The sequence below is a fragment of the Rhodanobacter soli genome (genome assembly GCF_039523495.1).
GTDB classification, from domain to species: Bacteria; Pseudomonadota; Gammaproteobacteria; order Xanthomonadales; family Rhodanobacteraceae; genus Rhodanobacter; species Rhodanobacter soli.
Window position 1 is genome coordinate 1,122,723 of the sequence record NZ_BAAAFK010000001.1, and the last position, 22,028, is coordinate 1,144,750.

General features: G+C 66.1%; 21 protein-coding genes and 1 tRNA gene. 17 read left to right on the plus strand and 5 right to left on the minus strand.

Annotation, left to right across the window (positions count from 1 at the left end):
• The first annotated feature begins 74 nt into the window (after positions 1-74).
• Both glnD and ABD024_RS05020 read left to right on the plus strand, forming a co-directional pair.
• Positions 75-2,720 carry a [protein-PII] uridylyltransferase gene (gene glnD / locus ABD024_RS05015; protein WP_343850288.1) on the plus strand — a complete coding sequence of 882 codons (2,646 nt, stop codon included), beginning with the start codon at positions 75-77 and terminating at the stop codon, positions 2,718-2,720.
• Between the two features lie 61 nt (positions 2,721-2,781).
• Entirely contained in the window at positions 2,782-3,231 is a 450-nt protein-coding gene (locus ABD024_RS05020; protein WP_343850290.1) for a CopD family protein, read from the plus strand.
• A gap of 1 nt (position 3,232) precedes the next feature.
• Here the strand turns inward: ABD024_RS05020 and ABD024_RS05025 are convergent, their stop codons facing one another.
• Complete coding sequence (locus tag ABD024_RS05025; RefSeq protein WP_425543120.1) at positions 3,233-3,571, minus strand: NAD-dependent epimerase/dehydratase family protein; 339 nt, start codon at positions 3,569-3,571, stop codon at positions 3,233-3,235.
• A 260-nt stretch (positions 3,572-3,831) separates the two neighbouring features.
• On the opposite strand from ABD024_RS05025, the gene thrS reads away from it, so the two are divergent.
• From thrS to ABD024_RS05070, 9 genes are all read left to right on the plus strand, one after another.
• Positions 3,832-5,733, plus strand: coding sequence for a threonine--tRNA ligase (thrS, locus tag ABD024_RS05030; protein ID WP_343850292.1), 1,902 nt, complete (start codon positions 3,832-3,834; stop codon positions 5,731-5,733).
• Positions 5,734-5,777: 44 nt separating this feature from the next.
• The gene (infC, locus tag ABD024_RS05035) at positions 5,778-6,302 is read left to right on the plus strand and encodes a translation initiation factor IF-3 (protein WP_343854508.1); all 525 of its coding nucleotides are present in this window, start codon (positions 5,778-5,780) and stop codon (positions 6,300-6,302) included.
• Positions 6,303-6,570: 268 nt separating this feature from the next.
• Positions 6,571-6,768, plus strand: coding sequence for a 50S ribosomal protein L35 (gene rpmI / locus ABD024_RS05040; RefSeq protein ID WP_056386713.1), 198 nt, complete (start codon positions 6,571-6,573; stop codon positions 6,766-6,768).
• A gap of 16 nt (positions 6,769-6,784) precedes the next feature.
• The gene (gene rplT, locus ABD024_RS05045; RefSeq protein WP_056386711.1) at positions 6,785-7,144 is read left to right on the plus strand and encodes a 50S ribosomal protein L20; all 360 of its coding nucleotides are present in this window, start codon (positions 6,785-6,787) and stop codon (positions 7,142-7,144) included.
• 110 nt (positions 7,145-7,254) lie between these two features.
• Positions 7,255-8,250 (plus strand): phenylalanine--tRNA ligase subunit alpha, encoded by a 996-nt coding sequence (pheS, locus tag ABD024_RS05050; protein ID WP_343850295.1) that lies wholly within the window; start codon positions 7,255-7,257, stop codon positions 8,248-8,250.
• 23 nt (positions 8,251-8,273) lie between these two features.
• Positions 8,274-10,652, plus strand: coding sequence for a phenylalanine--tRNA ligase subunit beta (pheT, locus tag ABD024_RS05055; RefSeq protein WP_343850297.1), 2,379 nt, complete (start codon positions 8,274-8,276; stop codon positions 10,650-10,652).
• A gap of 1 nt (position 10,653) precedes the next feature.
• A complete protein-coding gene (gene ihfA / locus ABD024_RS05060) occupies positions 10,654-10,953 on the plus strand; it encodes an integration host factor subunit alpha (protein ID WP_149364272.1) in 300 nt (99 codons plus the stop codon).
• Positions 10,934-11,290: a MerR family transcriptional regulator gene (locus ABD024_RS05065; protein WP_056386704.1), complete on the plus strand. Its 357-nt coding sequence runs from the start codon at positions 10,934-10,936 to the stop codon at positions 11,288-11,290. Before ihfA ends, ABD024_RS05065 begins: the two co-directional genes overlap by 20 nt.
• 52 nt (positions 11,291-11,342) lie before the next feature.
• Positions 11,343-11,419 (plus strand) — tRNA-Pro (locus ABD024_RS05070).
• 103 nt (positions 11,420-11,522) lie between these two features.
• Here the strand turns inward: ABD024_RS05070 and serA are convergent.
• Positions 11,523-12,755 carry a phosphoglycerate dehydrogenase gene (gene serA / locus ABD024_RS05075; protein WP_343850301.1) on the minus strand — a complete coding sequence of 411 codons (1,233 nt, stop codon included), beginning with the start codon at positions 12,753-12,755 and terminating at the stop codon, positions 11,523-11,525.
• Between the two features lie 122 nt (positions 12,756-12,877).
• Here serA and ABD024_RS05080 point away from each other — a divergent pair, with 122 nt between their 5' ends.
• Both ABD024_RS05080 and pip read left to right on the plus strand, forming a co-directional pair.
• On the plus strand, positions 12,878-14,269 hold the full coding sequence (locus tag ABD024_RS05080) for an FAD-binding oxidoreductase (RefSeq protein WP_343850303.1): 1,392 nt from the start codon (positions 12,878-12,880) through the stop codon (positions 14,267-14,269).
• A 63-nt stretch (positions 14,270-14,332) separates the two neighbouring features.
• Complete coding sequence (gene pip, locus ABD024_RS05085) at positions 14,333-15,292, plus strand: prolyl aminopeptidase (RefSeq protein ID WP_343850305.1); 960 nt, start codon at positions 14,333-14,335, stop codon at positions 15,290-15,292.
• A gap of 25 nt (positions 15,293-15,317) precedes the next feature.
• Here the strand turns inward: pip and upp are convergent, their stop codons facing one another.
• The 3 genes from upp to ABD024_RS05100 form a co-directional block, all read right to left on the minus strand.
• Positions 15,318-15,962, minus strand: coding sequence for a uracil phosphoribosyltransferase (gene upp, locus ABD024_RS05090; protein WP_343850307.1), 645 nt, complete (start codon positions 15,960-15,962; stop codon positions 15,318-15,320).
• A gap of 101 nt (positions 15,963-16,063) precedes the next feature.
• A complete protein-coding gene (locus ABD024_RS05095) occupies positions 16,064-16,420 on the minus strand; it encodes a PsiF family protein (RefSeq protein ID WP_343850309.1) in 357 nt (118 codons plus the stop codon).
• A gap of 154 nt (positions 16,421-16,574) precedes the next feature.
• On the minus strand, positions 16,575-18,071 hold the full coding sequence (locus ABD024_RS05100; RefSeq protein WP_343850311.1) for an aminotransferase class III-fold pyridoxal phosphate-dependent enzyme: 1,497 nt from the start codon (positions 18,069-18,071) through the stop codon (positions 16,575-16,577).
• A gap of 286 nt (positions 18,072-18,357) precedes the next feature.
• Between ABD024_RS05100 and ABD024_RS05105 the strand changes: the two genes are divergently transcribed.
• From ABD024_RS05105 to ABD024_RS05120, 4 genes are read left to right on the plus strand one after another with little or no spacing between them, the layout of a single operon-like run.
• On the plus strand, positions 18,358-19,287 hold the full coding sequence (locus ABD024_RS05105) for an ABC transporter ATP-binding protein (protein WP_343850313.1): 930 nt from the start codon (positions 18,358-18,360) through the stop codon (positions 19,285-19,287).
• Position 19,288: 1 nt separating this feature from the next.
• Positions 19,289-20,080 (plus strand): ABC transporter permease, encoded by a 792-nt coding sequence (locus tag ABD024_RS05110; RefSeq protein ID WP_343850315.1) that lies wholly within the window; start codon positions 19,289-19,291, stop codon positions 20,078-20,080.
• A 44-nt stretch (positions 20,081-20,124) separates the two neighbouring features.
• Complete coding sequence (locus tag ABD024_RS05115) at positions 20,125-21,345, plus strand: sensor histidine kinase (RefSeq protein ID WP_343850317.1); 1,221 nt, start codon at positions 20,125-20,127, stop codon at positions 21,343-21,345.
• A gap of 54 nt (positions 21,346-21,399) precedes the next feature.
• Complete coding sequence (locus tag ABD024_RS05120) at positions 21,400-22,002, plus strand: response regulator transcription factor (RefSeq protein WP_343850319.1); 603 nt, start codon at positions 21,400-21,402, stop codon at positions 22,000-22,002.
• Positions 22,003-22,028 lie beyond the last annotated feature (26 nt).

The following is a 22,028-nucleotide window of genomic DNA, read 5'->3' on the forward strand; positions in this document are numbered from 1 at the left end:
GTAGCGAAGCGGAATCGAAGGGCCGTAATCGTTAGCCGCTTTGCATAACCGCGGCCCCGCACTGAGGACGTATTGTGGACGCCCTGCATACCATCGCCTTGCCGCCGTTGCCGCGACTGCCGGTGGCGGTGCCGCGTTCGGGTGTCTCCATCGAGGCACGTCAGGCCTTGCGGCAGTTGCTGGGCGACGTCGACCGCGCGCTGGCCACCGCGTTTCGCGATGGCGCCGACGCCAGCGCGCTGGCGCGGCGCCGGGGCGAATCGGTGGAGCGCATCGTGGCGCACGTATGGATGGCCTGCCTGGGCGACGTGACCGGAGCGGCGCTGTTCGCGGTTGGCGGCTTTGGCCGTGGCCTGCTGTTTCCATACTCGGACGTGGACCTGCTGGCCCTGGTACAGGCGCCGGAGCCGGCGCGCCTGCGCGCACTGGAGCAATTTTTCGCCACGCTGTGGGACGTCGGCCTGAAGGTCGGTCATGCGGTGCGCGATCCCGCGCAGTGCCGCGCACTGGCTGCGCAGGACGCCAGCGTATTTACCAGCCTGCTGGACGCGCACCGGCTGGTCGGCGACCCGGCGTTCGACGCGCGGCTGCGGGCCATCGTCGAGGACCCGGCGCTGTGGCCGCCGCAGGAATACCTGGCCGCCCGACTGGCCGAGCGCAATGCCCGGCATGCCCGTTTCGACGACACCGCCTACAACCTTGAACCGAACCTCAAGGATGGCCCCGGCGGCCTGCGCACGCTCGATTCGCTGCGCTGGATGGGCCGGCGGCTGGCGCATGCAAACGACTTGCCCGACATGGTGGTCGAGGGTTTGCTCGATCCCGCCGAGCAAGCTGCGCTGGAGCAGTCCGAGGCCGTCCTGCGCCGTTACCGCTACGCGTTGCACCTGGAGGCGGGCCGGGCCGAAGAACGGCTGCTGTTCGACTACCAGCGCGCGCTGGCCGCGCGGCTGGGCTTCGAGGACGAGCACGAGAAAAACCTCGGCGTCGAGCAGTTCATGCAGGGCTATTACCGCGCCGCCAGCCAGGTCGAGCGGCTCGGCGTGCAGGTGGCCGAGCGCTTCGAGGAGATGCTGGAGTTGCCCGGCGAGGCGGTGCCCGTGGGCACCGACTTCATCCGCTACGGCAAGCGTCTGGCGGCGCGCGACCCGCAGCTGTTCATGCGCCGGCCGGCGGCACTGGTGGAGATTTTCATCGCCCGCATGGACCAGCCCGGCGTGGTCGGCTTCAGCGCCGACACCATGCGCCGCATCCACCAGGCCACCGCCGTGCATGGCGATGCACTGGCCGACGAGCCGCAGGTGCTGGTGGCGTTCCTGCAATTGTTGCGGCGTGGTGCGCCGGCGGTGGAGGCGCTGTGGCGGATGAACCGGCACGGCCTGCTGGCGGCGATCCTGCCTGCGTTCGGCCAGGTGTTCGGGCGCATGCAGTACGACCTGTTCCATGTCTACACGGTCGACGAACACACCTTGCGCGTGCTGCGCAATATGGCCCGCTTTGCCGACCCGGCGGCACAGCGCGAGTTTCCGCTGGGTTGCGAAATCTGGGCGGGCCTGCCGGTACCCGAGGTGCTGCTGCTGGCGGGACTGTTCCACGACATCGCGAAGGGCCGCGGCGGCGATCACTCGGTACTGGGCGAGCAGGATGCGCGCGCCTTCTGCACGCGACTGGGCTTGCCGCCCGGCGATGTCGAGCGGGTGGCCTGGCTGGTGCGCTGGCACCTGCTGATGAGCACCACGGCGCAGCGCCAGGACATCACCGACCCGGACGTGGTGCACCGGTTTGCGGAAGTCGTCGGCAATCGCGAGCGGCTCGGCCAGCTGTACCTGCTGACCATCGCAGACATCATCGGCACCAGTCCGCGGCTGTGGAATGGCTGGAAGGACCGCTTGCTGGCCGACTTGTACACCAGCACCCGCTATGCCTTGCGCAGCGACGTGGAGCTGCCGCGCGACATCGGCGTGCGCGTGCGCGAATGTTCCGAGTACGCGCTGGCGCTGCTGCTGAACGAGGGCCATGCCGAAGCCGACGTGATGCGCGTGTGGGCCGACTTTCCCCAACTCAGCTTCCTGCGTCATCGGCCCGAACAGATCGCCTGGCAGACCACGGCGATCCTGCGCGCGCAGGGAACGCTGCCGCTGGTGGCGGTGCATCCGCTGTCGGTGCGCGGCAGCACCGAGCTGTTCGTCTACACGCCCGATCGCGACGGCCTGTTCGCCACGGTGACCGCGGTATTGGACCGGTTGCGCTTCTCGGTGATGGAGTCACGCATCCTCAGTTCGCCGACCGGGATGGCGCTGGACACTTTCCTGCTGCTCGATGCGGACAGCCAGCAGCCGGTCAGCGCGGCTCGTGCGGAGGAACTGCAGCAGCGATTGCAGCGCGCGCTGGCGCAATCCGCCGGCGTGCAGCCGAGCAAGCGCGGCATGTCGCGCCACCAGAAACACTTCCAGATGACCCCGAAGATCAGCTTCCATGCCGCCGGCGACCGCACCCAGCTGGCCCTGGTCGGCACCGACCGCCCCGGCCTGCTGGCCGCGGTGGCGCAGGTGATGCTGGCCACCGGGGTGCGCGTGCACGACGCACGCATCGCCACCTTCGGCGAGCGCGTGGAGGATTTCTTCCAGCTCACCGATCGCCACGACGCGCCGCTCGATGTGGCCACGCAGGATCGCCTGCTGCATGCACTGCTGGAACGGATCGGGCCGGCGCGGGATTGACCGTCGATCTCCGCGCTATCATCGCGACCGCTGCGCGTCGCAGCGGCCACGTGTTTTTGCCATGACCTATCTGTTGATCAAGTCGCTGCACCTGCTGTTCGTCATCGCTTGGATGGCCACGGTGTTCTACCTGCCGCGTATCCTGGTGAATCTGGCCGAGGCGGCGAACGAGCCGACGGTGCTGGTGCGACTGCAGTTGATGGGGCGACGGCTGTACAAGTTCGGCCACAACATGTTTGGCATCGCGTTCCTGTTCGGATTGACCCTGTGGCAAGGCTGGCGGGTATTTCCGCAAGCGTTGCCGAACGTCACCGCCGGCACGCACTGGATCGACGCCAAGCTGACCCTGGTCGCCGTGCTGCTGGCCTACTTCATCTGGGCCGGGCGCATGCTCAAGCGCAGCGAGAAGGGAGGGGCGCTGCCGTCCTCGCGCACGCTACGCTGGCTCAACGAGTTGCCGGTGCTGCTGTTGCTGGGCGTGATCTTCCTGGTGATCGCCAAGCCGTTTTGAGTCAGTTGTAGTAGCCGCGGTACCACTCGACGAAACGCGCCACCACGCCATCATCGATCGAGGTGTTCGGCGCGTAGCCCACGTCGCGGCGCGGCGCCGACACGTCGGCCCAGGTGTCGGGTACGTCGCCCGGCTGCATCGGCAGCGGGCGTTTTTCCGTGGTGCGTCCGAAGTTCTGCTCCAGCAGTCCGATGAAGCGCGGCAGCTGCACCGGCCGATTGTTGCCGAGGTTGCAGACGCGGTACGGCGCGTTCGAGTTGTCGTAGCCATGGACCACGTCGCCGCGCGCCAGCAGGCGTTGCACTAAGGCGGCGCCGATGAAGCCGGCGGCGCCGGTCACCAATGCGCATGGAGTGCCTTCGGGAGATCGGCGGCATCCTACCGTCCGGGTAGCGCCGGCAAGGCCGCGTCGGGTGAGGATTGACAGGCAATCTGGGCTAAACTAGCGTCTCGATATCGTCCACAAGACAAGGTGGCCCGCGCTTGCGCCGGCCGAGTGTGCGACATGGCAACTATCCGCTTGCACGACTGACCGCCACCACGCCTTCGTTTACAAAGAAAGGGCGTCATGCCCTTTTTTGCTTTTCCAGAGAAGCTTCCATGATTGAAATCACGCTACCCGACGGCAGCAAGAGGCCGTTCGACCACCCCGTTACCGTGCAGGACGTGGCCGCCTCGATTGGCGCCGGCCTGGCCAAGGCGACGCTGGCTGGCAAAGTCGACGGCAAGCTGGTCGACGCCAGCTATCCGATCGAGCACGATGCCAGTCTGCAGATTGTCACCGAGAAGAGCCCCGAGGCGCTGGAAATCCTGCGCCACTCCACCGCGCACCTGATGGGCCAGGCGGTGCAGCGGCTGTTCCCGGGCGCGCAGGTCACCATCGGCCCGGTGATCGAGAACGGCTTTTACTACGACTTCGCCTATGAGCGTCCGTTCACCCCGGACGACTTGCCGAAGATCGAGGCGGAGATGCACAAGATCGTCGACGAGCAACTGCCGGTGACGCGCAGCGTGAAGTCGCGCGACGAGGCGGTGGCGTTCTTCCGCGGCCTGGGCGAGAGCTACAAGGCCGAGATCATCGAGGGCATTCCAGCCAATGAAGATCTGTCGCTGTACTCGCAGGGCGAGTTCACCGATCTGTGCCGCGGTCCACACGTGCCGAACACCGGCAAGCTGCATTCCTTCAAGCTGATGAAGGTGGCCGGCGCGTACTGGCGCGGCGATTCGAACAACGCGATGCTCAGCCGCATCTACGGCACCGCCTGGCTCAGCGACAAGGATCTGAAGGCTTGGCTGTACCAGCTGGAAGAGGCCGAGAAGCGCGATCACCGCAAGATCGGCAAGCAGCTCGACCTGTTCCACCAGCAGGAAGAAAGCCCCGGTATGGTGTTCTGGCATCCGAACGGCTGGGCGATCTGGCAGCAGGTCGAGCAGTACATGCGCGGCGTCTACAAGAAGAGCGGCTACCAGGAAGTGCGCTGCCCGATGGTGCTGGACGTGTCGTTGTGGAAGAAGTCCGGGCACTGGGACAACTACGCCGAGAACATGTTCTTCACCGAGTCGGAGAAGCACACCTTCGCGCTGAAGCCGATGAACTGCCCGGGCCACGTGCAGGTGTTCAACACCGGCCTGCGCAGCTACCGCGAGCTGCCGATCCGCTACGGCGAATTCGGCGGCTGCCACCGCAACGAGCCGTCCGGTGCGCTGCACGGCATCATGCGCGTGCGTGCGTTCACCCAGGACGACGGCCACATCTTCTGCACGCCGGAGCAGGTCGAGGAGGAAGTCACCGCGTTTCATCGGCAGGCGATGAAGGTGTATGCGGACTTCGGCTTCACCGACCTGGCGATCAAGCTGGCGCTGCGACCGGACAAGCGCATCGGTTCCGACGAATTCTGGGATCGCACCGAGGAAATGCTGCGCCGCGCGCTGCGCGCTGCTGGCGTGGAGTGGGAGGAGTTGCCCGGCGAGGGTGCGTTCTACGCGCCCAAGATCGAGTACCACCTGAAGGACTCGATCGGTCGCGCCTGGCAGGTCGGCACCATGCAGGTCGATTTCATGATGCCCGAGCGCCTGGGCGCCGAATACGTGGACGAACACTCGCAGAAACAGCATCCGGTGATGCTGCACCGGGCCATTGTCGGCTCCATGGAGCGTTTCATCGGCATCCTGATCGAGCACCACGCCGGCCTGTTGCCGGCCTGGCTGGCCCCGGTGCAGGCGATGGTGCTCAATATCACCGATGCGCAGGCCGATTACGTTCGCGAAGTGACGCAAGCCCTTGTCGACAAAGGTTTCCGGGTACAATCGGATTTGCGCAACGAGAAAGTCGGCTATAAAATCCGCGAACATACGATGCAGAAAGTGCCTTATCTTCTCGTGATCGGTGATCGCGAGAGGGAAACGGGTGCCGTTTCTGTGCGTACCCGTTCCGGCGAGGACCTGGGCAGCATGCCGCTGGCCAGCTTCGTCGAACGACTGGAGACCGAAATCCGGCGCTGAGCGCCGGGCGGTCTGTCTCATTACTTCTTCTGGAGGATCGTGGTATCGCTACCACCGACAACAAGGGCAATCGTCGTAACCTGGAAATCCGCGTGCCGCGCGTGCGCGTGATTGGCGCGGACTCGGAACAGCTGGGCATTCTCAGTCGTGACGAGGCGCTGAGCCTGGCGCAGGAAGCAGGCATGGATCTGGTCGAGATCCAGCCGAACGGCGACCCGCCGGTCTGCCGCATCATGGATTACGGCAAGTTCAAGTTCGAAGCCCAGAAGAAGGCGCAGGCCGCCAAGAAGAAGCAGAAGCAGGTCGAGATCAAGGAAGTGAAGTTCCGTCCGGTCACGGACGTGGGCGACTACCAGATCAAGCTGCGCAACATGCTTCGCTTCCTGGAAGAGGGCGACAAGGTCAAGGTCACTATCCGCTTCCGCGGCCGCGAGATGTCGCACCAGGACCTGGGCCAGAACCTGGCCAAGAAGATCCAGGAAGACGTCGGCGAGAACGGTCAGGTCGAATCGTTCCCGCGGCTGGAAGGGCGTCAGATGGTCATGATGATCGGACCCAAGAAGAAATAAGCCGCCACGACACCTTCGGGTGTCGTGTTGTGTAGGAGCGCACCCTGTGCGCGATTGCTCCGGGGCTTCAATCCAGGAGCCATCGCGCGCGGGGTGCGCTCCTACTGGCATCAGCGCCATGAACTCCGTATAATCGCCGGCTCGACCCGCCTGGATGGGTCGTGCACCGATCATGGCAGGACGGAAAGAGTGGCCCCGGGCCACCGCCAGATCAGTCAGAAACCGGGGCTGCCCGCGCAGGGCGAGTCCCCATACAAGGAGCATTCCCATGCCCAAGATCAAGACCAACCGGGCGGCTGCGAAGCGTTTTCGCAAGACCGCGTCGGGCAAAATCAAGTGCGGTCACGCTTTCCGGTCACATATCCTGACCAAGAAATCGACCAAGCTGAAGCGCGGCTTGCGCTCCAAGAACCACCTCAAGGCGTGTGACGCCCCGGGTGTGGCCCGCATGCTGCCGTACTTGTAGGACGAGGAGATAAACCATGGCTCGTGTAAAGCGTGGCGTTACCGCCCGTCGTCGCCACAAGAAAATCATCGGCCGTGCCAAGGGCTACTACAACGCCCGCCGCAAGGTCTTCCGCGTTGCCAACCAGGCCGTCATCAAGGCCGGCCAGTACGCATATATCGGCCGCAAGCAGCGCAAGCGCCAGTTCCGTGCGTTGTGGATCGTCCGCATCAACGCCGCCGCACGCATGTTCGGCTTGTCCTACAGCCGTCTGATCAACGGCCTGAGCAAGGCTGGCATCACCGTCGACCGCAAGGTCCTCGCTGATATCGCCGTGCACGACATCAAGGCGTTTGAAGTGATCGCCGAGAAAGCGAAGGCCAGTCTGGCCGCTTGATCGTCGGACGCTCCTGCGTCAGCGCGATATGATGTAAAGCAAGCGGGGAGGAGGCCAACGCCTCCTCCCCGTTTTCGTTTCTGTGGGGTCCTCAAGTGGGAATCGTATCGATGGACGACCTGGACAGCCGCGCCGCGCAGGCGCTGGCCGATATCGACAAGGCCGACACGCTGGAGGCGCTCGATGCGCTGCGCGTCGGACTGCTGGGCAAGAATGGCATCGTCACCGCTGCACTGAAGACGCTCGGCGCACTGGCGCCGGATGGGCGCAAGGCGCGCGGTGCCGAAGTGAACCGCGTGAAAGAGCGCCTTGCCGATGCGCTGGCGACACGCAAGCTGACACTGGAACAGGTCGAACTTGACCGCCGCCTCGCCTCCGAGAAACTCGACATCAGCTTGCCGGGACGCGATGGCGAGCGTGGCGGCGTTCATCCGATCACCCGTGCGCTGGAACGCATCGCGTCGATCTTCGCGCGGCTCGGCTACCAGCGCGCCGACGGCCCGGAGATCGAAGACGACTGGCACAACTTCGAGGCGCTGAACTTCCCGCCGCATCATCCGGCGCGCGCCATGCACGACACCTTCTACTTCGGTGACGGCCGCCTGCTGCGCACGCACACCTCGCCGGTGCAGATCCGCAGCATGGCCGGGCGCCAGCCGCCGATCCGCATCATCGCGCCGGGCAAGGTCTACCGCAGCGATTCGGACCAGACCCACTCACCGATGTTCCACCAGATCGAAGGGCTGCTGGTCGACGAGACCTCCAGCTTCGCCGACCTGAAGGGCACTCTGGCCGAGTTCATCCGCGCGTTCTTCGAGCGTGATTTCGAGATGCGCTTCCGCCCCAGCTATTTCCCGTTCACCGAGCCCTCGGCCGAAGTGGACATCCGCTGGGATGCCGAGGACGGCTCCACCCGCTGGCTGGAAGTGCTGGGCTGCGGCATGGTCCATCCGAACGTGCTGAAGAACTGTGGCATCGACCCGGAGCGCTACACCGGTTTCGCCTTCGGCCTTGGCGTGGAACGCTTCGCCATGCTGCGCTACGGCGTTTCCGACCTGCGCGCGTTCTTCGAGAACGATCTGCGTTTCCTCAAGCAGTTCGCCTAACCGCGCCAGCAGGAACACGACACATGAAATTCTCCGAGAACTGGCTGCGCGAGCTGGTCGAGATCAAGGCGGACCGCGCCGAACTGGCCCATGCGCTGACCATGGCCGGGCTGGAAGTGGAAGAGCTCACGCCGCTGGGCGACGACTTGGCCGGCGTGGTGGTGGCCGAGATCATCGCTGCCGAAAAGCACCCGGAAGCGGATCGGCTGCAGGTATGCCAGGTGAACGCGGGGCCGGGCGAACCGCTGCAGATCGTCTGCGGCGCACCAAACGCGCGCGTCGGCATCAAGGTGCCGCTGGCGATGGTCGGTGCGAAGCTGCCCGGTGACATTTCCATCAAGGCGGCGAAACTGCGGGGCATCGAGTCGTTCGGCATGTTGTGCTCGGCGAAGGAGCTGGGTATCGACGCCGATGCGTCCGGCTTGCTGGAACTGCCGCTGGACGCGCCGGTCGGCCAGTCGCTGGCCGATTACCTCGGTCTGCCCGACGCCAGCTTCGAGCTGAAGCTCACCCCGAACCGGCCCGACTGCCTCGGCCTCGTCGGGCTCGCGCACGACGTGGCCGCGTTGTTCGGCAGCACCGTGAAGGTGCCGGTACAGGCGGCAGCGCCGGTCACCGGCGCCGCACGTCGCGGCATCCGGCTGGAAGCCGGCAAGGACGCGCCGCGCTATCTCGGCCGCATCGTCGAGGGCATCGATCCGGCCGCACGCACGCCGCTGTGGCTGGCCGAACGCCTGCGCCGCGCCGGCTTGCGCCCGATCAGCGCGGTGGTCGACGTCACCAACTACGTGATGCTCGAACTGGGCCAGCCGCTGCATGCGTTCGACAACGACGCGCTCGAGGGCGACCTCGTGGTGCGCCACGCGCGTGCCGGCGAGACGCTGAAGCTGCTCGACGGCAGCGAGGCGAAACTGGATGACGGCTTCGTGCTGATCGCTGACGAGAAGAAACCGCTCGCAGTCGCCGGCGTGATGGGCGGCTTCGACTCGCGCGTCACCGACGCCACGCACAACATCTTCCTGGAATCCGCGCACTTCGCGCCGGCCGCGATCATGGGCCGCGCACGCAAGCTCGGCCTGCACACCGATGCCTCGCACCGCTTCGAGCGCGGCGTCGATCCGCAGCTGCCGCGCCGCGCGCTGGAGCGCGCCACCGAACTGCTGCTGGCGATCGCCGGCGGCAAGGCCGGGCCGGTGCTGGTGGCGGAGAACCTGGCCGACCTGCCGATGCCGGCGGCGGTGACCTTGCGCCGTGCACGCCTGAAGCGCGTGCTCGGCGTGTACGTGGCGGATGTCGAAGTGGCGCGTATCTTCACCGCGCTGGGCATGCAGGTGGCAACAACGAGCGACGGCTGGCAGGTCACCGCGCCGAGCAGCCGCTTCGACATCGAGCGTGAGGAAGACCTGATCGAGGAAGTCGCGCGGATCTTCGGTTACGACAACATCCCCACCGCGACGCCCGCCGGCGCGCTGACCCTGGCGATCGAGCCGGAGGCGCGCATCGGCGAGCTGGCGCTGCGCGAGCAGCTGGCCGCGCGCGGCTACTACGAGGCGGTGAATCTGTCCTTCGTGGCGGCCGACCTGCTGGCGAACTGGGGCTTCACCGAGCGCCTGGTGCCGCTGGCCAATCCGTTGTCGGCCGATCTGGCAGTGATGCGGCCTTCGCTGCTGCCAGGGCTGATCGAGGCGCTGCGCCACAACCGTGCACGTCAGCAGGAGCGGGTGCGCCTGTTCGAGGTCGCGCGCGTGTTTGTTGAAGGCGATCCCCCGTTGGAAACGCCAAGCCTAGCCATTGTCGCCTGCGGCAATGCCCGTGCCGAGCAGTGGGGCGAACCGGCGCGGATGCTGGATTTCCATGACCTCAAGGGTGATCTGGATGCCTTGATCGCCTGGGGCGGCGAGCCGCAGTGCTGGTCGGTGCATGCCGATGGCCTGCCGGGCTGGCTGCACCCGGGGCGTGGCGCGCGGGTAGTGCGCGATGGCGCGACTGTGGGCTATCTCGGTGCGCTGCACCCGCAGCTGGCCAAGGCGCTGGACTTGGCCGCCGACGTGCACGTGCTGGAGCTGGCCCTGGCGCCGCTGCTGGCGCGCCGCCTGCCGCGGGCACAGGCGGTGCCTCGGTTCCCCGCGGTGCGTCGCGACATCGCGGTGGATCTGCCGGAAACGGTCAGCTGGTCACAGATCGAGCAGGCGGTTCGCCACACGCTGGGCGAACGGCTGAAGGAATTGCGCCTGTTCGACCGTTACAGCGGCAAGGGAGTCGAAGCGGGCCGAAAAAGTCTCGCTATGGGCTTGATTTTACAGGACGCTTCACGCACGCTTACCGACGACGACGCGGACCGTTGTGTACGAGAAGCGCTAGCTGCGTTGGAGCAATCATGCAAGGCAAAGCTGCGAGGATGAGATGGCGCTGACCAAGGCGGAGATGGCCGAGCGGCTTTTCCTCGACGTGGGCCTCAACAAGCGTGAGGCGAAGGAGTTCGTGGACGCCTATTTCGAGGTGGTCCGCGGAGCACTGGAAAGCGGCGAACAGGTGAAGTTGTCCGGTTTCGGCAATTTCGACTTGCGGCTGAAGAACCAGCGGCCGGGACGCAACCCGAAGACCGGTGAGGAGATTCCGATCTCCGCCCGGCGCGTGGTGACGTTCCGACCGGGACAGAAACTCAAGGTAAGAGTCGAGGGCTATGCTGGATCAAGGGAATAACACCGAACTGCCTGCCATCCCGGCCAAGCGCTACTTCACCATCGGTGAGGTCGGCGAGTTGTGCGGTGTGAAGCCCCATGTGCTGCGCTACTGGGAGCAGGAGTTTCCTGCGCTCAATCCGGTCAAGCGCCGCGGCAACCGCCGTTACTACCAGCGCCACGACGTGCTGATGATTCGCCAGATTCGTTCGCTGCTGTACGACGAGGGTTTCACCATCACCGGCGCGCGCGCACGGCTGGAAGGCCCGCAGGCACGGATGGAGGCGAGCATCTCGCACCAGATCGTGCGCCAGGTGCGGATGGAGCTGGAAGAAGTGCTGACCCTGCTGCGTCGCTGAAGGCTTCCGGACGCGCCGCACAAGCTGTTAGACTTGCCAGCTTGCCGTATGTCGGGGCGTAGCGCAGCCTGGTAGCGCATCTGCCTGGGGGGCAGAGGGTCGTCGGTTCAAATCCGGCCGCCCCGACCAATACGGTAATCGAGTATGAAAAAAGCGCCCTTGGGCGCTTTTTTCATTGGGAACGGGAAATGGGAAAAGCTGCGACGTTCCGCCGTTTCCCGGTTCCGTCCTCTCAATACAGCACGCGGCTGCGCAAGGTCCCGGGAATCGCCGCCAGCTTCGTCTTCAGCTCGTTGGCCTGGGCCTCATCGGCGCTGACGTCGATCACCACGTAGCCCACTTCGCTGTCGGTCTGCAGGAACTGCGCGTCGATATTGATGTTGCCGGCCGAGAACAGTTCGTTGATGCGCGACAGCGTGCCCGGCACGTTGCGGTGGATGTGCAGCAGGCGGCGGCTGTGCGGGTGTTCGGGCAGGGCGACTTCGGGGAAATTCACCGCCGACAGGGTGGAGCCATTGTCGCTGTAGCGAACCAGTTTGCTGGCCACCTCGATGCCGATGTTGTCCTGCGCCTCCAGCGTGCTGCCGCCGATGTGCGGGGTCAGGATCACGTTGTCCAGGCCGATCAGCGGCGAGACGAAGGGATCGTCGTTGCCTTTCGGTTCGAGCGGAAACACGTCGACCGCGGCGCCGGCCAGATGGCCTGCACGCAGCACTGCGGCCAGTGCGTCGATGTCCACCACGCTGCCGCGCGAGGCGTTGATCAGCATCGCGCCGGCACGCATCTTCGCCAGTTGCTCGCGGCGGATCATCAGCTGCGTGGCGGGAGTTTCCGGCACGTGCAGGGTGACCACGTCGGCGCGCTCCAGCAGTTCGTCCAGGCTGGACACGGCGCGTGCGTTGCCCAGCGCCAGCTTGGTCTCGATGTCGTGGAAGATCACCCGCATGCCCAGGCTCTCGGCCAGCACGCCGACCTGGGTGCCGATGTGGCCGTAGCCGACGATGCCGAGCACCTTGTCGCGCGTCTCGTAGCTGCCGCTGGCCGACTTGGTCCAGCCGCCGCGATGGCATAGCGCGTTCTTCTGCGGGATACCGCGCAGCAGCATGATCGCCTCGGCGATCACCAGCTCGGCCACGCTGCGGGTGTTGGAATAGGGCGCGTTGAACACCGGCACGCCAAGCTTGCGCGCGGCGCCCAGGTCCACCTGGTTGGTGCCGATGCAGAAGCAGCCCACCGCGATCAGCCGCTTGGCCTGTGCCAGCACCTCGGCGGTGAGCTGGGTGCGTGAGCGGATGCCGACGATGTGCGCGTCGCTGATGCGTCGCTTGAGCTCATCCTCCGGCAATGATTTCGCGTGCAGCTCGACCTGGCTGTAGCCGGCGCGGCGGAAGTTTTCGACCGCACTGGCACTCACGCCCTCCAGCAGCAATACCTTGATGTCCTGGCGGGGGTAGGAGGTCTGCATGCGTCGGTCCTGGCTGGAGTGGGGCACCTACTATGCCAGAGCTGAAGACGGATTGCGGCGCTGCAACACTGGACGCGGCGCGGTGTGGCTGGCAGGCTGTGGGGATGATCCCGGAGCCCAGCATGCCCGATCCCCGCCTCGCCGATTTGTCCCGCCGGTTGCCCGAGCTGCGCCTGCTCACCGCATCCGCTGACCTGGAGCATTACGGTCGCGACTGGACCCGGCGCTGGATCCCGGCACCGCTGGCGATTGCGCTGCCGGCCAGTGTGGAAGAGGTGCAGGCCATCGTGCGCTGGGCGAACGAACAGCGCGTGGCGATCGTGCCCTCCGGCGGCCGCACTGGCCTGTCCGGCGGCGTCGTGGCGGCCAACGGCGAGCTGGTGCTGAGCCTGGAGCGGATGAACCGCGTGCTGGATTTCAACGCGGTCGACCGCACGCTCGCCGTGCAATCCGGGATGATCCTGCAACACGTGCATGAAGCGGCCCGCCAGCATGGCCTGGTCTATCCGGTCGACTTCGCCGCGCGCGGTTCCTGCTCGATCGGCGGCAACATCGCCACCAACGCCGGCGGCATCCGGGTGATCCGCTATGGCAACACGCGCGAATGGATCGCCGGGTTGAAGGTGGTCACCGGCAACGGCGAGTTGCTCGAATTCAACCGCGGCCTGATCAAGAATTCCAGCGGCTACGACTTCCGCCAGTTGCTGATCGGTTCGGAGGGGACGCTGGGCATCGTGGTCGAGGCCACGTTGAAGCTGACCGAGCCACCGCCGCCGTCGCAGGTGATGCTGCTGGCGCTGCCGGACATGGATGCGCTGATGCAGGTGTTCGCACTGTTCCGCGCGCAGCTGGCGTTGCAGGCGTTCGAGTTCTTCACCGATCATGCGCTGCGGCACGTGCTGGCGCACGGTGCGCAACGCGCCATCGACGGCGACTACCCGTACTACGTGGTGGCCGAGTTCGATGCGGCCGACGAACGGCAGCAGGAGGCTGCGCTGGCCGCGTTCGAACACGCACTGGAACAGGGCTGGGTCAGCGACGGCGTGATCGCGCAGAGCGAGGCGCAGGCCGCCGCATTGTGGCGACTGCGCGAAGGCATCACCGAGAGCCTGGCGCCGCGGCGGCCGTACAAGAACGATGTATCGGTGCGGGTCAGCGCGGTGCCGGTGTTCCTGCACGAGATGCAGGCACTGCTGGCGCGCGAGTATCCGCAGGCCGAAGTGGTCTGGTTCGGGCATATCGGCGACGGCAACCTGCACATCAATGTGCTGCGTCCGGCCAGCCTGGCGGAGGATGCATTCATCGCCCAGTGCGAACACGTCACCACGCTGTTGGCCGCGACTCTGCAGCGTCACGGCGGCAGCATTTCGGCCGAACACGGCATCGGCCTGGTCAAACGGGAGTATCTGGAAAGCACCCGCAGCGCGACGGAAATCGCGCTGATGCGCGGCGTGCGCAAGGTGTTCGATCCGCACGGCATCCTCAATCCCGGCAAGCTGTTCGTGGACGGCTGAAAGCCCGACAAGCCGCGCCCGTGCTAGGCTTGGCGGCTTGTCTGTTGGTTCGAAGGAGCCGTCATGCCGTCGTCGCCGCTGCGTTCGCTGTATCCCGAAATCGAGCCGTTCGATAGCGGGTTCCTGCCGGTGTCCCCGCTGCATACGCTGTACTACGAGCAGAGCGGCAACCCGAACGGCAAGCCGGTGGTGTTCCTGCATGGTGGTCCGGGCGGCGGCACCAATGCGAAGTGCCGGCGCTTCTTCGATCCGGCGGTCTATCGCATCGTGTTGTTCGACCAGCGCGGCTGCGGCAAGTCCGCCCCGCATGCGGAATTGACGGATAACACCACCTGGAATCTGGTCGCCGACATCGAGCGCGTGCGCGAGCACTTGGGCGTCGACCGCTGGCAGGTGTTCGGCGGTTCGTGGGGCTCCACGCTGGCGCTGGCGTATGCGCAGACACACCCGGACAAGGTCAGCGAACTGGTGTTGCGCGGCATCTTCATGCTGCGCCGCTGGGAACTGGAGTGGTTCTACCAGAAGGGCTGCGACGCGCTGTATCCGGATGCGTGGGAGACCTATCTCGACGCGATCCCCGCGGTCGAACGCGGCGACCTGATGAGCGCCTACCACCGCCGCCTGACCAGCACCGATGCGAAGACGCGGACCGACGCCGCACGCGCCTGGTCGGTGTGGGAGGGCGCCACCAGTTTCCTGTGGCAGGACAAGTCGCACATCGAATCCAGCGCCGAGGACGAGTTCGCGCTGGCGTTCGCGCGCATCGAATGCCACTACTTCGTCAACGGCGGCTTCTTCGAACACGACGACCAGCTGCTGCGCAACGTCGATCGCATCCGCAACATTCCGGCGGTGATCGTGCAGGGCCGCTACGACGTGGTCTGCCCGCTGCGCAGCGCGTGGGACCTGCATCGCGCCTGGCCGGAGGCCGACCTGCACATCGTGCAGGACGCCGGCCATTCCGCGTTCGAGCCGGGCATCGTGCACGAACTGGTGGAGGCGACCGACCGCTTCGGCCGCTGAACCTCCGGCGGCTGTCGGAACCGCTTCAGTCGTTCGCCGGCAGCTGTTTGGTGCCGAAAATCTTGTCGCCGGCGTCGCCGAGGCCGGGCAGGATGTAGCCGCGTTCGTTCAGGCGTTCGTCGATCGCGGCGGTGTAGATCTCGATGTCCGGATGCGTTGCCTCGACGCGCTTGAGGCCTTCCGGCGCGGCAACGAGAAACAGGCCCTTGATGCGCTTGCAGCCGGCCGCCTTGAGCATGTCGACGGTGGCGATCAGGGTGCCGGCGGTGGCCAGCATCGGGTCGACGATCAGCGCGATGCGTTCGTCCATGCGGCCGGTGAGCTTTTCGTAGTAGGTCGTCGGCTTCAGCGTCTGCTCGTCGCGCTGCAGGCCGACCACGCTGACCTTGGCGGCGGGGATCATGTCGAGCACGCCGGGCAGCATGCCCAGGCCGGCGCGCAGGATCGGCACGATGGTGATCTTCTTGCCCTTGATCCGGTGCACCTGCAGCGGCCCTGCCCAGCCTTCGATCTCTTCCTCGACGGTTTCCAGGTCCTTGGTGGCCTCGTAGGTGAGCAGCGCGGCGACCTCGGAGGCCAGCTCGCGGAACTCCTTGGTGCTGATGCCGGCGCGGCGCATCAGGCCGAGCTTGTGCCGGATCAGCGGGTGGCGCACTTCGACGATCTTCATGGGTGACTGTCTTCAGGGGCGGCGCAGGGCGCGACAGTCGGGGAGCTTAGCGAAGCAGCTTCACCCGCGCACGCACAGGCGTGCGCGGGTGAAGCTGACGGTTACGCCGCGGCGTGGCCTTTCAGGCATTCGCTCATGAAGGCCTTGCGGTCGGCACCCTTGAGCGCCTTGGTCTTGGCCTCGGCATTGCAGGTCGCCATCTTGCCCTGCTGGGTAGGCTTGGTCGCCGGGGTCACCGCGGTGCTTGCACCCTTCAGGCATTCGCTCATGAAGGTCTTGCGCTCGGCGCCTTTCTTGCCGGTCGCCTGCTTGTTGCAGTCGATCATGCGCTGCTGCTGGGCGGTATGCGGCTTGGCAGCCGGTGCGGCAGCGGGGGTGGCGGCCGGGCTGGCCGCGAAGGCGGCGCCGGCGAAGGCGAAGGCAGCGCTGACGGCGAGCAGACGTAATGACAGTGACATCGTGAGTCCTCCCTGGGTGACCGGCAGCTGCCGGCCGGGTCAGTCTATGCAGGGGGCAACCCTCACGGGAGTCGGCAAGATCTTACGTGCATGAAGTATTCAGCTGCGGCGACGTGTCGTGCGTCGCCGCAGCCAGTGTGGGCCAAACCGCCGGTCAGGCGGCCTCGGCCTTGGCCTTGCGCGGACCTTCGAGCAGCGCCTTGCGCACGTGGGCGATGATCAGGTCGACCTCGGCGCTGGTGACGTTGAAGTGCGGGGTGAAGCGCAGCGAGTTGGCGCCACCATGGATCACGCCGACGCCGTGCTCGCGCATGTACTCCTCGGTGGAGTCGGCACCGTAGCACTTGTACTCGGATGCCAGTTCGCAGGAGAACAGCAGGCCGGTGCCCTGCACCTTGGTGATCAGGCCGCCCAGTTCGTTCTTCAGCGCGTTGAGCTTGTCGACGAATTCCTTGCCGCGCTCGCGGATGTTGTTGCGCACTTCGTCGCTGAGCTCGCCCAGCGTGGCCAGGGCCACGTCCAGCGCGCGCGGGTTGGCGGTCATGGTGTTGCCGTAGATGCCCTTGCGGTACAGCCCGGCAGTGCGTTCGCTGACGGCCAGCACCGACAGCGGGTACTGGCCGGCGTTGAGCGCCTTGGAGAAGGTTTCCATATCCGGCGGCGGCAGTTGCTCGAAGCCGGGGTAGTCGACGAACGACAGCACGCCGTGCGCGCGCAGGCCAGCCTGGATCGAGTCGACCAGCAGCAGGGTACCGTGGGATTCGGTGAGCGCGCGCGCGGCCTTGTAGAACTCCGGTGTCACCGCGCGCCCCGGGTCGCCTTCGCCCATCACCGGCTCCAGGAACATCGCCTCGATGAACCAGCCGTGCTTGTCGGCGTCGGCGAACGCCGCCTCCAACTGCGCCACGTCGTACGGCGCGACGGTGATCAGGGTGTCCTCGTGGCGATAGCTGGCGAGGTTCTGCTGGTAGGTCTTGCGGCTGGAATCGGAATACAGCGCCGGCGCCTCGGTGCGGCCGTGGAACGCGCCCTTGACCGCCAGGCGCTTGATGCTGCGGCCGGCGTAACGACCGCCTTCGTCGGTCATCATCTTGGCGTTGACGTCGGCGATGCGGCAGGCCAGCGAGACCGATTCGGAGCCGGAGTTGAGGCACAGATAGCGTGCATACGGGCTGCCGCCGCGGTTGCGGCCGAGTTCCTTGTCCAGCGCCGCGGTGAAACGCAGCTGCGACACGCTGGGCGACATCACGTTCGCCATCACCTGCGGGCGGGCCAGCGCGGCCAGGATCGCCGGGTCGTTGTGGCCGAAGCCGAGCATGCCGTAGCCGCCGTTGTCATGTACCACGGCACCCTTCAGGGTGACGACCCACGGGCCGCGCGCGGCAGCCGGCAGGTACGGGTTGATCGCGTCGTCCGGGTAGAAGTTGACGAAGCCGGCCTGCACTTCGGTCAGCTGTTCGGCTTCGTCGAGCTTGAGGAAGTCGGTCAGGTCGGCGCGCAATTCATGATGGCGCGCCACCGCTTCGGCGATCGCCTGGACCAGCAGCGGATCGTTGGCTGCCATGCGCTCGATACTGGCGTCGTCCAGGCCGGTGGTCCGCGGCTTGCCGCCGAAATCGCGCAGTTCGCGCAGTTGGTTGATCACACCCATGATGAATCCTCCGTAGGCTCTGCCGGGCGGCATCGTTTGCCGGGTGGCGGAAATGGTGAATGCGTGGCAAGAAACGCGGATCCTTTGGCGTTTCTCCAATATCTTCAGTCGCTTGCTGCCGCTGCCAGGATGTCTTTGGGCGGCCATATTCCTCACAGGATACCTTGCGGCGTGAGCTGCCGTAACCCCGGGCCGGGAGTGACGGCTGTCATCCAGGATGGCTGACGCCGGCGACTGCCGACGGCGGTGCGCCGCGCGCAGCATGAGCGGCACTGGAGGATTTCCCATGCCACATGCCAACCAACCGATCGCCCACCTCGATGGCACCGTCAAGCGCTATGGCTCGCTCACGGCGCTGGATGGGGTGGATTTGCAACTGTTTCGCGGCGAATTGCTGGCGCTGCTCGGCCCCAACGGTGCCGGCAAGACCACCGTGATCGGCCTGTTGCTGGGGCTGATCCGCGCCGACGCCGGCGGCGTGACCTTGTTTGGCCAGGATCCGCAGCGAATCCAGGCGCGTCGGCATATCGGGGTGATGCTGCAGAACGCCGAACTGCCGCCGACTCTGCGCGTGGGCGAACTGCTGCGGCTGACCGCCAGCTACTACCCGAACCCGCGCACGCCGCAGGAGTCGGCCGAACTGGCCGGCGTCGCCGACCTGCTCAAGCGGCCGTACGCGAAGCTTTCCGGTGGTCAGCAACGGCGCGTGCAGTTCGCCCTGGCATTGTGCGGTCGGCCCGAGCTGCTGTTCCTGGACGAGCCGACCGTGGGCATGGACATCGAGGCGCGGCAGAAGCTGTGGGCGGCGATCCGCCAGCTGCTCGCCGAAGGTTGCTCGGTGCTGCTGACCACGCACTACCTGGAGGAGGCTGAGGCACTGGCCGACCGCGTCTGCGTGATGTCGCGCGGACGCATGATCCACGAGGGCACGGTCGAGGAGCTGCGCGCGCGGGTGGCGCTGAAACGCGTCCGCTGCCTCAGTTCCCTGCTGATCGACACGGTGTACGGCTGGCCCGAGGTCAGCGAGGCGCGCCGCGAAGACGGGCGCCTGCACATCGGCACCGCTGCGGCCGAAGCCGTGGTGCGCCGCCTGCTCGACGCCGACCCGCAACTGCGCGAACTGGAAGTGCAGCGCGCCGGCCTGGCCGAGGCGTTCACCGAACTCACCCGCGACGCCGACGCGGCCGCGGACACCGACCAGCGCGAGGCTGCCTGACATGCAAACCGCCATTTCCATCACTGCATCGGCGTCCACCATCGACATGCCGCGCCGCCGAGTGCTCGGCGCCTATCTCGAAGAGGCGCGCAGCGAATGCCTGCGCTACATGCGCGCGCCCGGCTTCATGCTGCCGATCATGCTGTTCCCGGCGATGTTCTACCTGCTGTTCGGCGTGCTGATGGCGAAATCCAACGGTGCCGACGCGGCGCGCTATCTGCTGGCCAGCTACGGCGTGTTCGGCGTGATGAGCCCGGGCCTGTTCGGCTTCGGCGTGTCGCTGGCGCTGGAGCGCGATGGCGGCCTGCTGACCTTCAAGCGCGCGCTGCCGATGCCGCCGGGCGCCTACCTGCTGGGCAAGATGCTGATGGCGATGGCGGCGGCCGGCGTGGTTATCCTGTTGCTCCTTGCGATGGCGTTGTCGCTCGGACATGTGACGCTGAGCCCGTTCCAGGCCGGCGCCTTGCTGCTCACCGGCATGCTCGGCGTGCTGCCGTTCTGCGCGCTGGGCATGTTCGTCGGCACCCTGATCAAGGGGCAGGGCGCACCCGGCATGCTGCAGCTGATCTACCTGCCGATGTCGTTCATGTCCGGCCTGTGGTTTCCGCTGCCGATGTTGCCGAAGTTCCTGCAACAGATCGCGCCGGTGTGGCCGAGCTATCACCTGGACATGCTGGCGCTGGCGTCGGTGGGCATGAACAAGGGGTCACTGTTGGGCCATGCGCTGATGCTCGTCGGCTTTGCCGCGGCATTCCTTCTGATGGCGGCGCGGCGCCTGCGCCGGCACGGTTGAAGTAGCATGCCGTGCAGACCCGATCCCCAGTGATGAACCACGCCATGATCCCCGCTTTCATCGCCCGATGGTTCGTGCCGGCCCCCGATTCCGCGGTGGCCGACGACCTGCACCGGGGCAAGTCGCCATGGGCGCACGGCGTGCACTTGCTGTGGTCGCTGTGGATCTTCATCACGCCGCTGTTCGACCATGGCGTGCGTGGCTACACGTTGACGTGGCTGCTGTTCACGCTGGGCTCGTATCCGGTGTTCCTGCTGCTGTTCGCCAAGCTGATGCTGGCTCCGCGGCGAGTCGCGTATCTCTATGCGTGGGGCATGGCGGCACTGTGTTTCAGCCTGCTGCGCTGGTACCCCAGTGGCCTCAGCTACTTCGTGTACGCCTGCGTGATGCTGAGCCACTGCGAGACGCGGCGCATTCGCAGCTACGTGATCCAGGTATTGCTGATCAATGTCATCTACGTGGCGCTGGCCTGGTGGATCGGCTATCCGACGTCGCTGCTGGTGATCATGCCGGCCACGGTGTTCATCGTCTGCACCATCGTCACGGTCGAGCAGATCCACAAGGAAAAGGATGTCGCCCTCAGCCTTTCGCACGACGAGGTGCGCCGGCTCGCCGCCACCGCGGAGCGTGAGCGGATCGGGCGCGATCTGCACGACTTGCTGGGGCACACGCTGTCGCTGATCACGCTGAAACTGGAACTGTCGCGCAAGCTGTTCGACCGCGACGTCGACGCGGCCAAACGCGAAGTGGAGGAGGCCGAGAAAGTCGCCCGTCACGCGCTGGCCGAGGTGCGTAGCGCGGTCACCGGTATCCGAGCCACCGATCTGGCGGCCGAGCTGGCGGCGGCGCGCCTGCTGCTGGAGTCCTCGCGTGTGCATCTGGAGTACGGTTCGCTGCCACCCGACATGCCCGGCGAGATCGAGCGCGGCCTGTCACTGGTGTTGCGCGAGGCGGTCACCAATATTGCCCGCCATGCCGATGCCAGCCGCGTGCAGATCGAACTGGTGCGCGAGCACGCCACCGTCTGCATGCAGATCAACGACAACGGTCGCGGCGGGATCACCGGCGACGGCAACGGCATGAGCGGGATGCGCGAGCGCGTGCGTGCCATGGGTGGCAGCCTGAGCGTCGAGTCGCCGCGCGGAAACGGCACGCGCCTGCGGGTGGTCGTGCCGGTGCCGGTGCTGCGTCTGGTGGAGGCTTCGCGGCATCCGCCGGCAGTCGCGCCGCCGGCACAGAGCACACCCGGATATCCTGCGGCTTGATTGGCATGATGCTGTCCCTGGCCAGTCTTCCCTTTTCTGTGAACAGGTAATGGCATGATTCGCGTATTGCTGGCCGAAGACCAGGCGATGGTGCGGGGGGCGCTCTCGGCCCTGCTCAAGCTTGAATCCGACATCGAGGTGCTCGGCTCGTCTGCGGACGGCGAAGCGGCGTGGCGCGATATTCAAAGGCTCAAGCCCGACGTGCTGATCACCGACATCGAGATGCCCGGCCTGACCGGACTGGAACTGGCGCAGCGCATCCAGCGCCAGGAGTTGCCGATCAAGGTGGTCATCGTCACCACGTTCGCGCGCCCCGGATTCCTGCGCCGTGCGCTGGATGCTGGCGTGTCCGCGTATCTGTTGAAGGACGCACCCGCCGAAAACCTCGCCGAGGCGTTGCGTACCGTGCACCGCGGTGGCCGCGCGATCGATCCGCAGCTCGCGCTGGAAGCATGGTCCGAAGCCGATCCGCTGAACGATCGGGAGCGCCAGGTCCTGCGCCTGGCCGGTGAGGGCCAGTCGGCCGGCGATATCGCCACGCAACTGAATCTGTCGCATGGCACCGTGCGCAATTATCTTTCGGAAGCGATCGGCAAACTCGGTGTTGCCAATCGTATCGAGGCCTATCGTCTGGCGCGGCAAAAAGGCTGGCTGTAGATGGAACGTCGCGCATGGGCGACGTG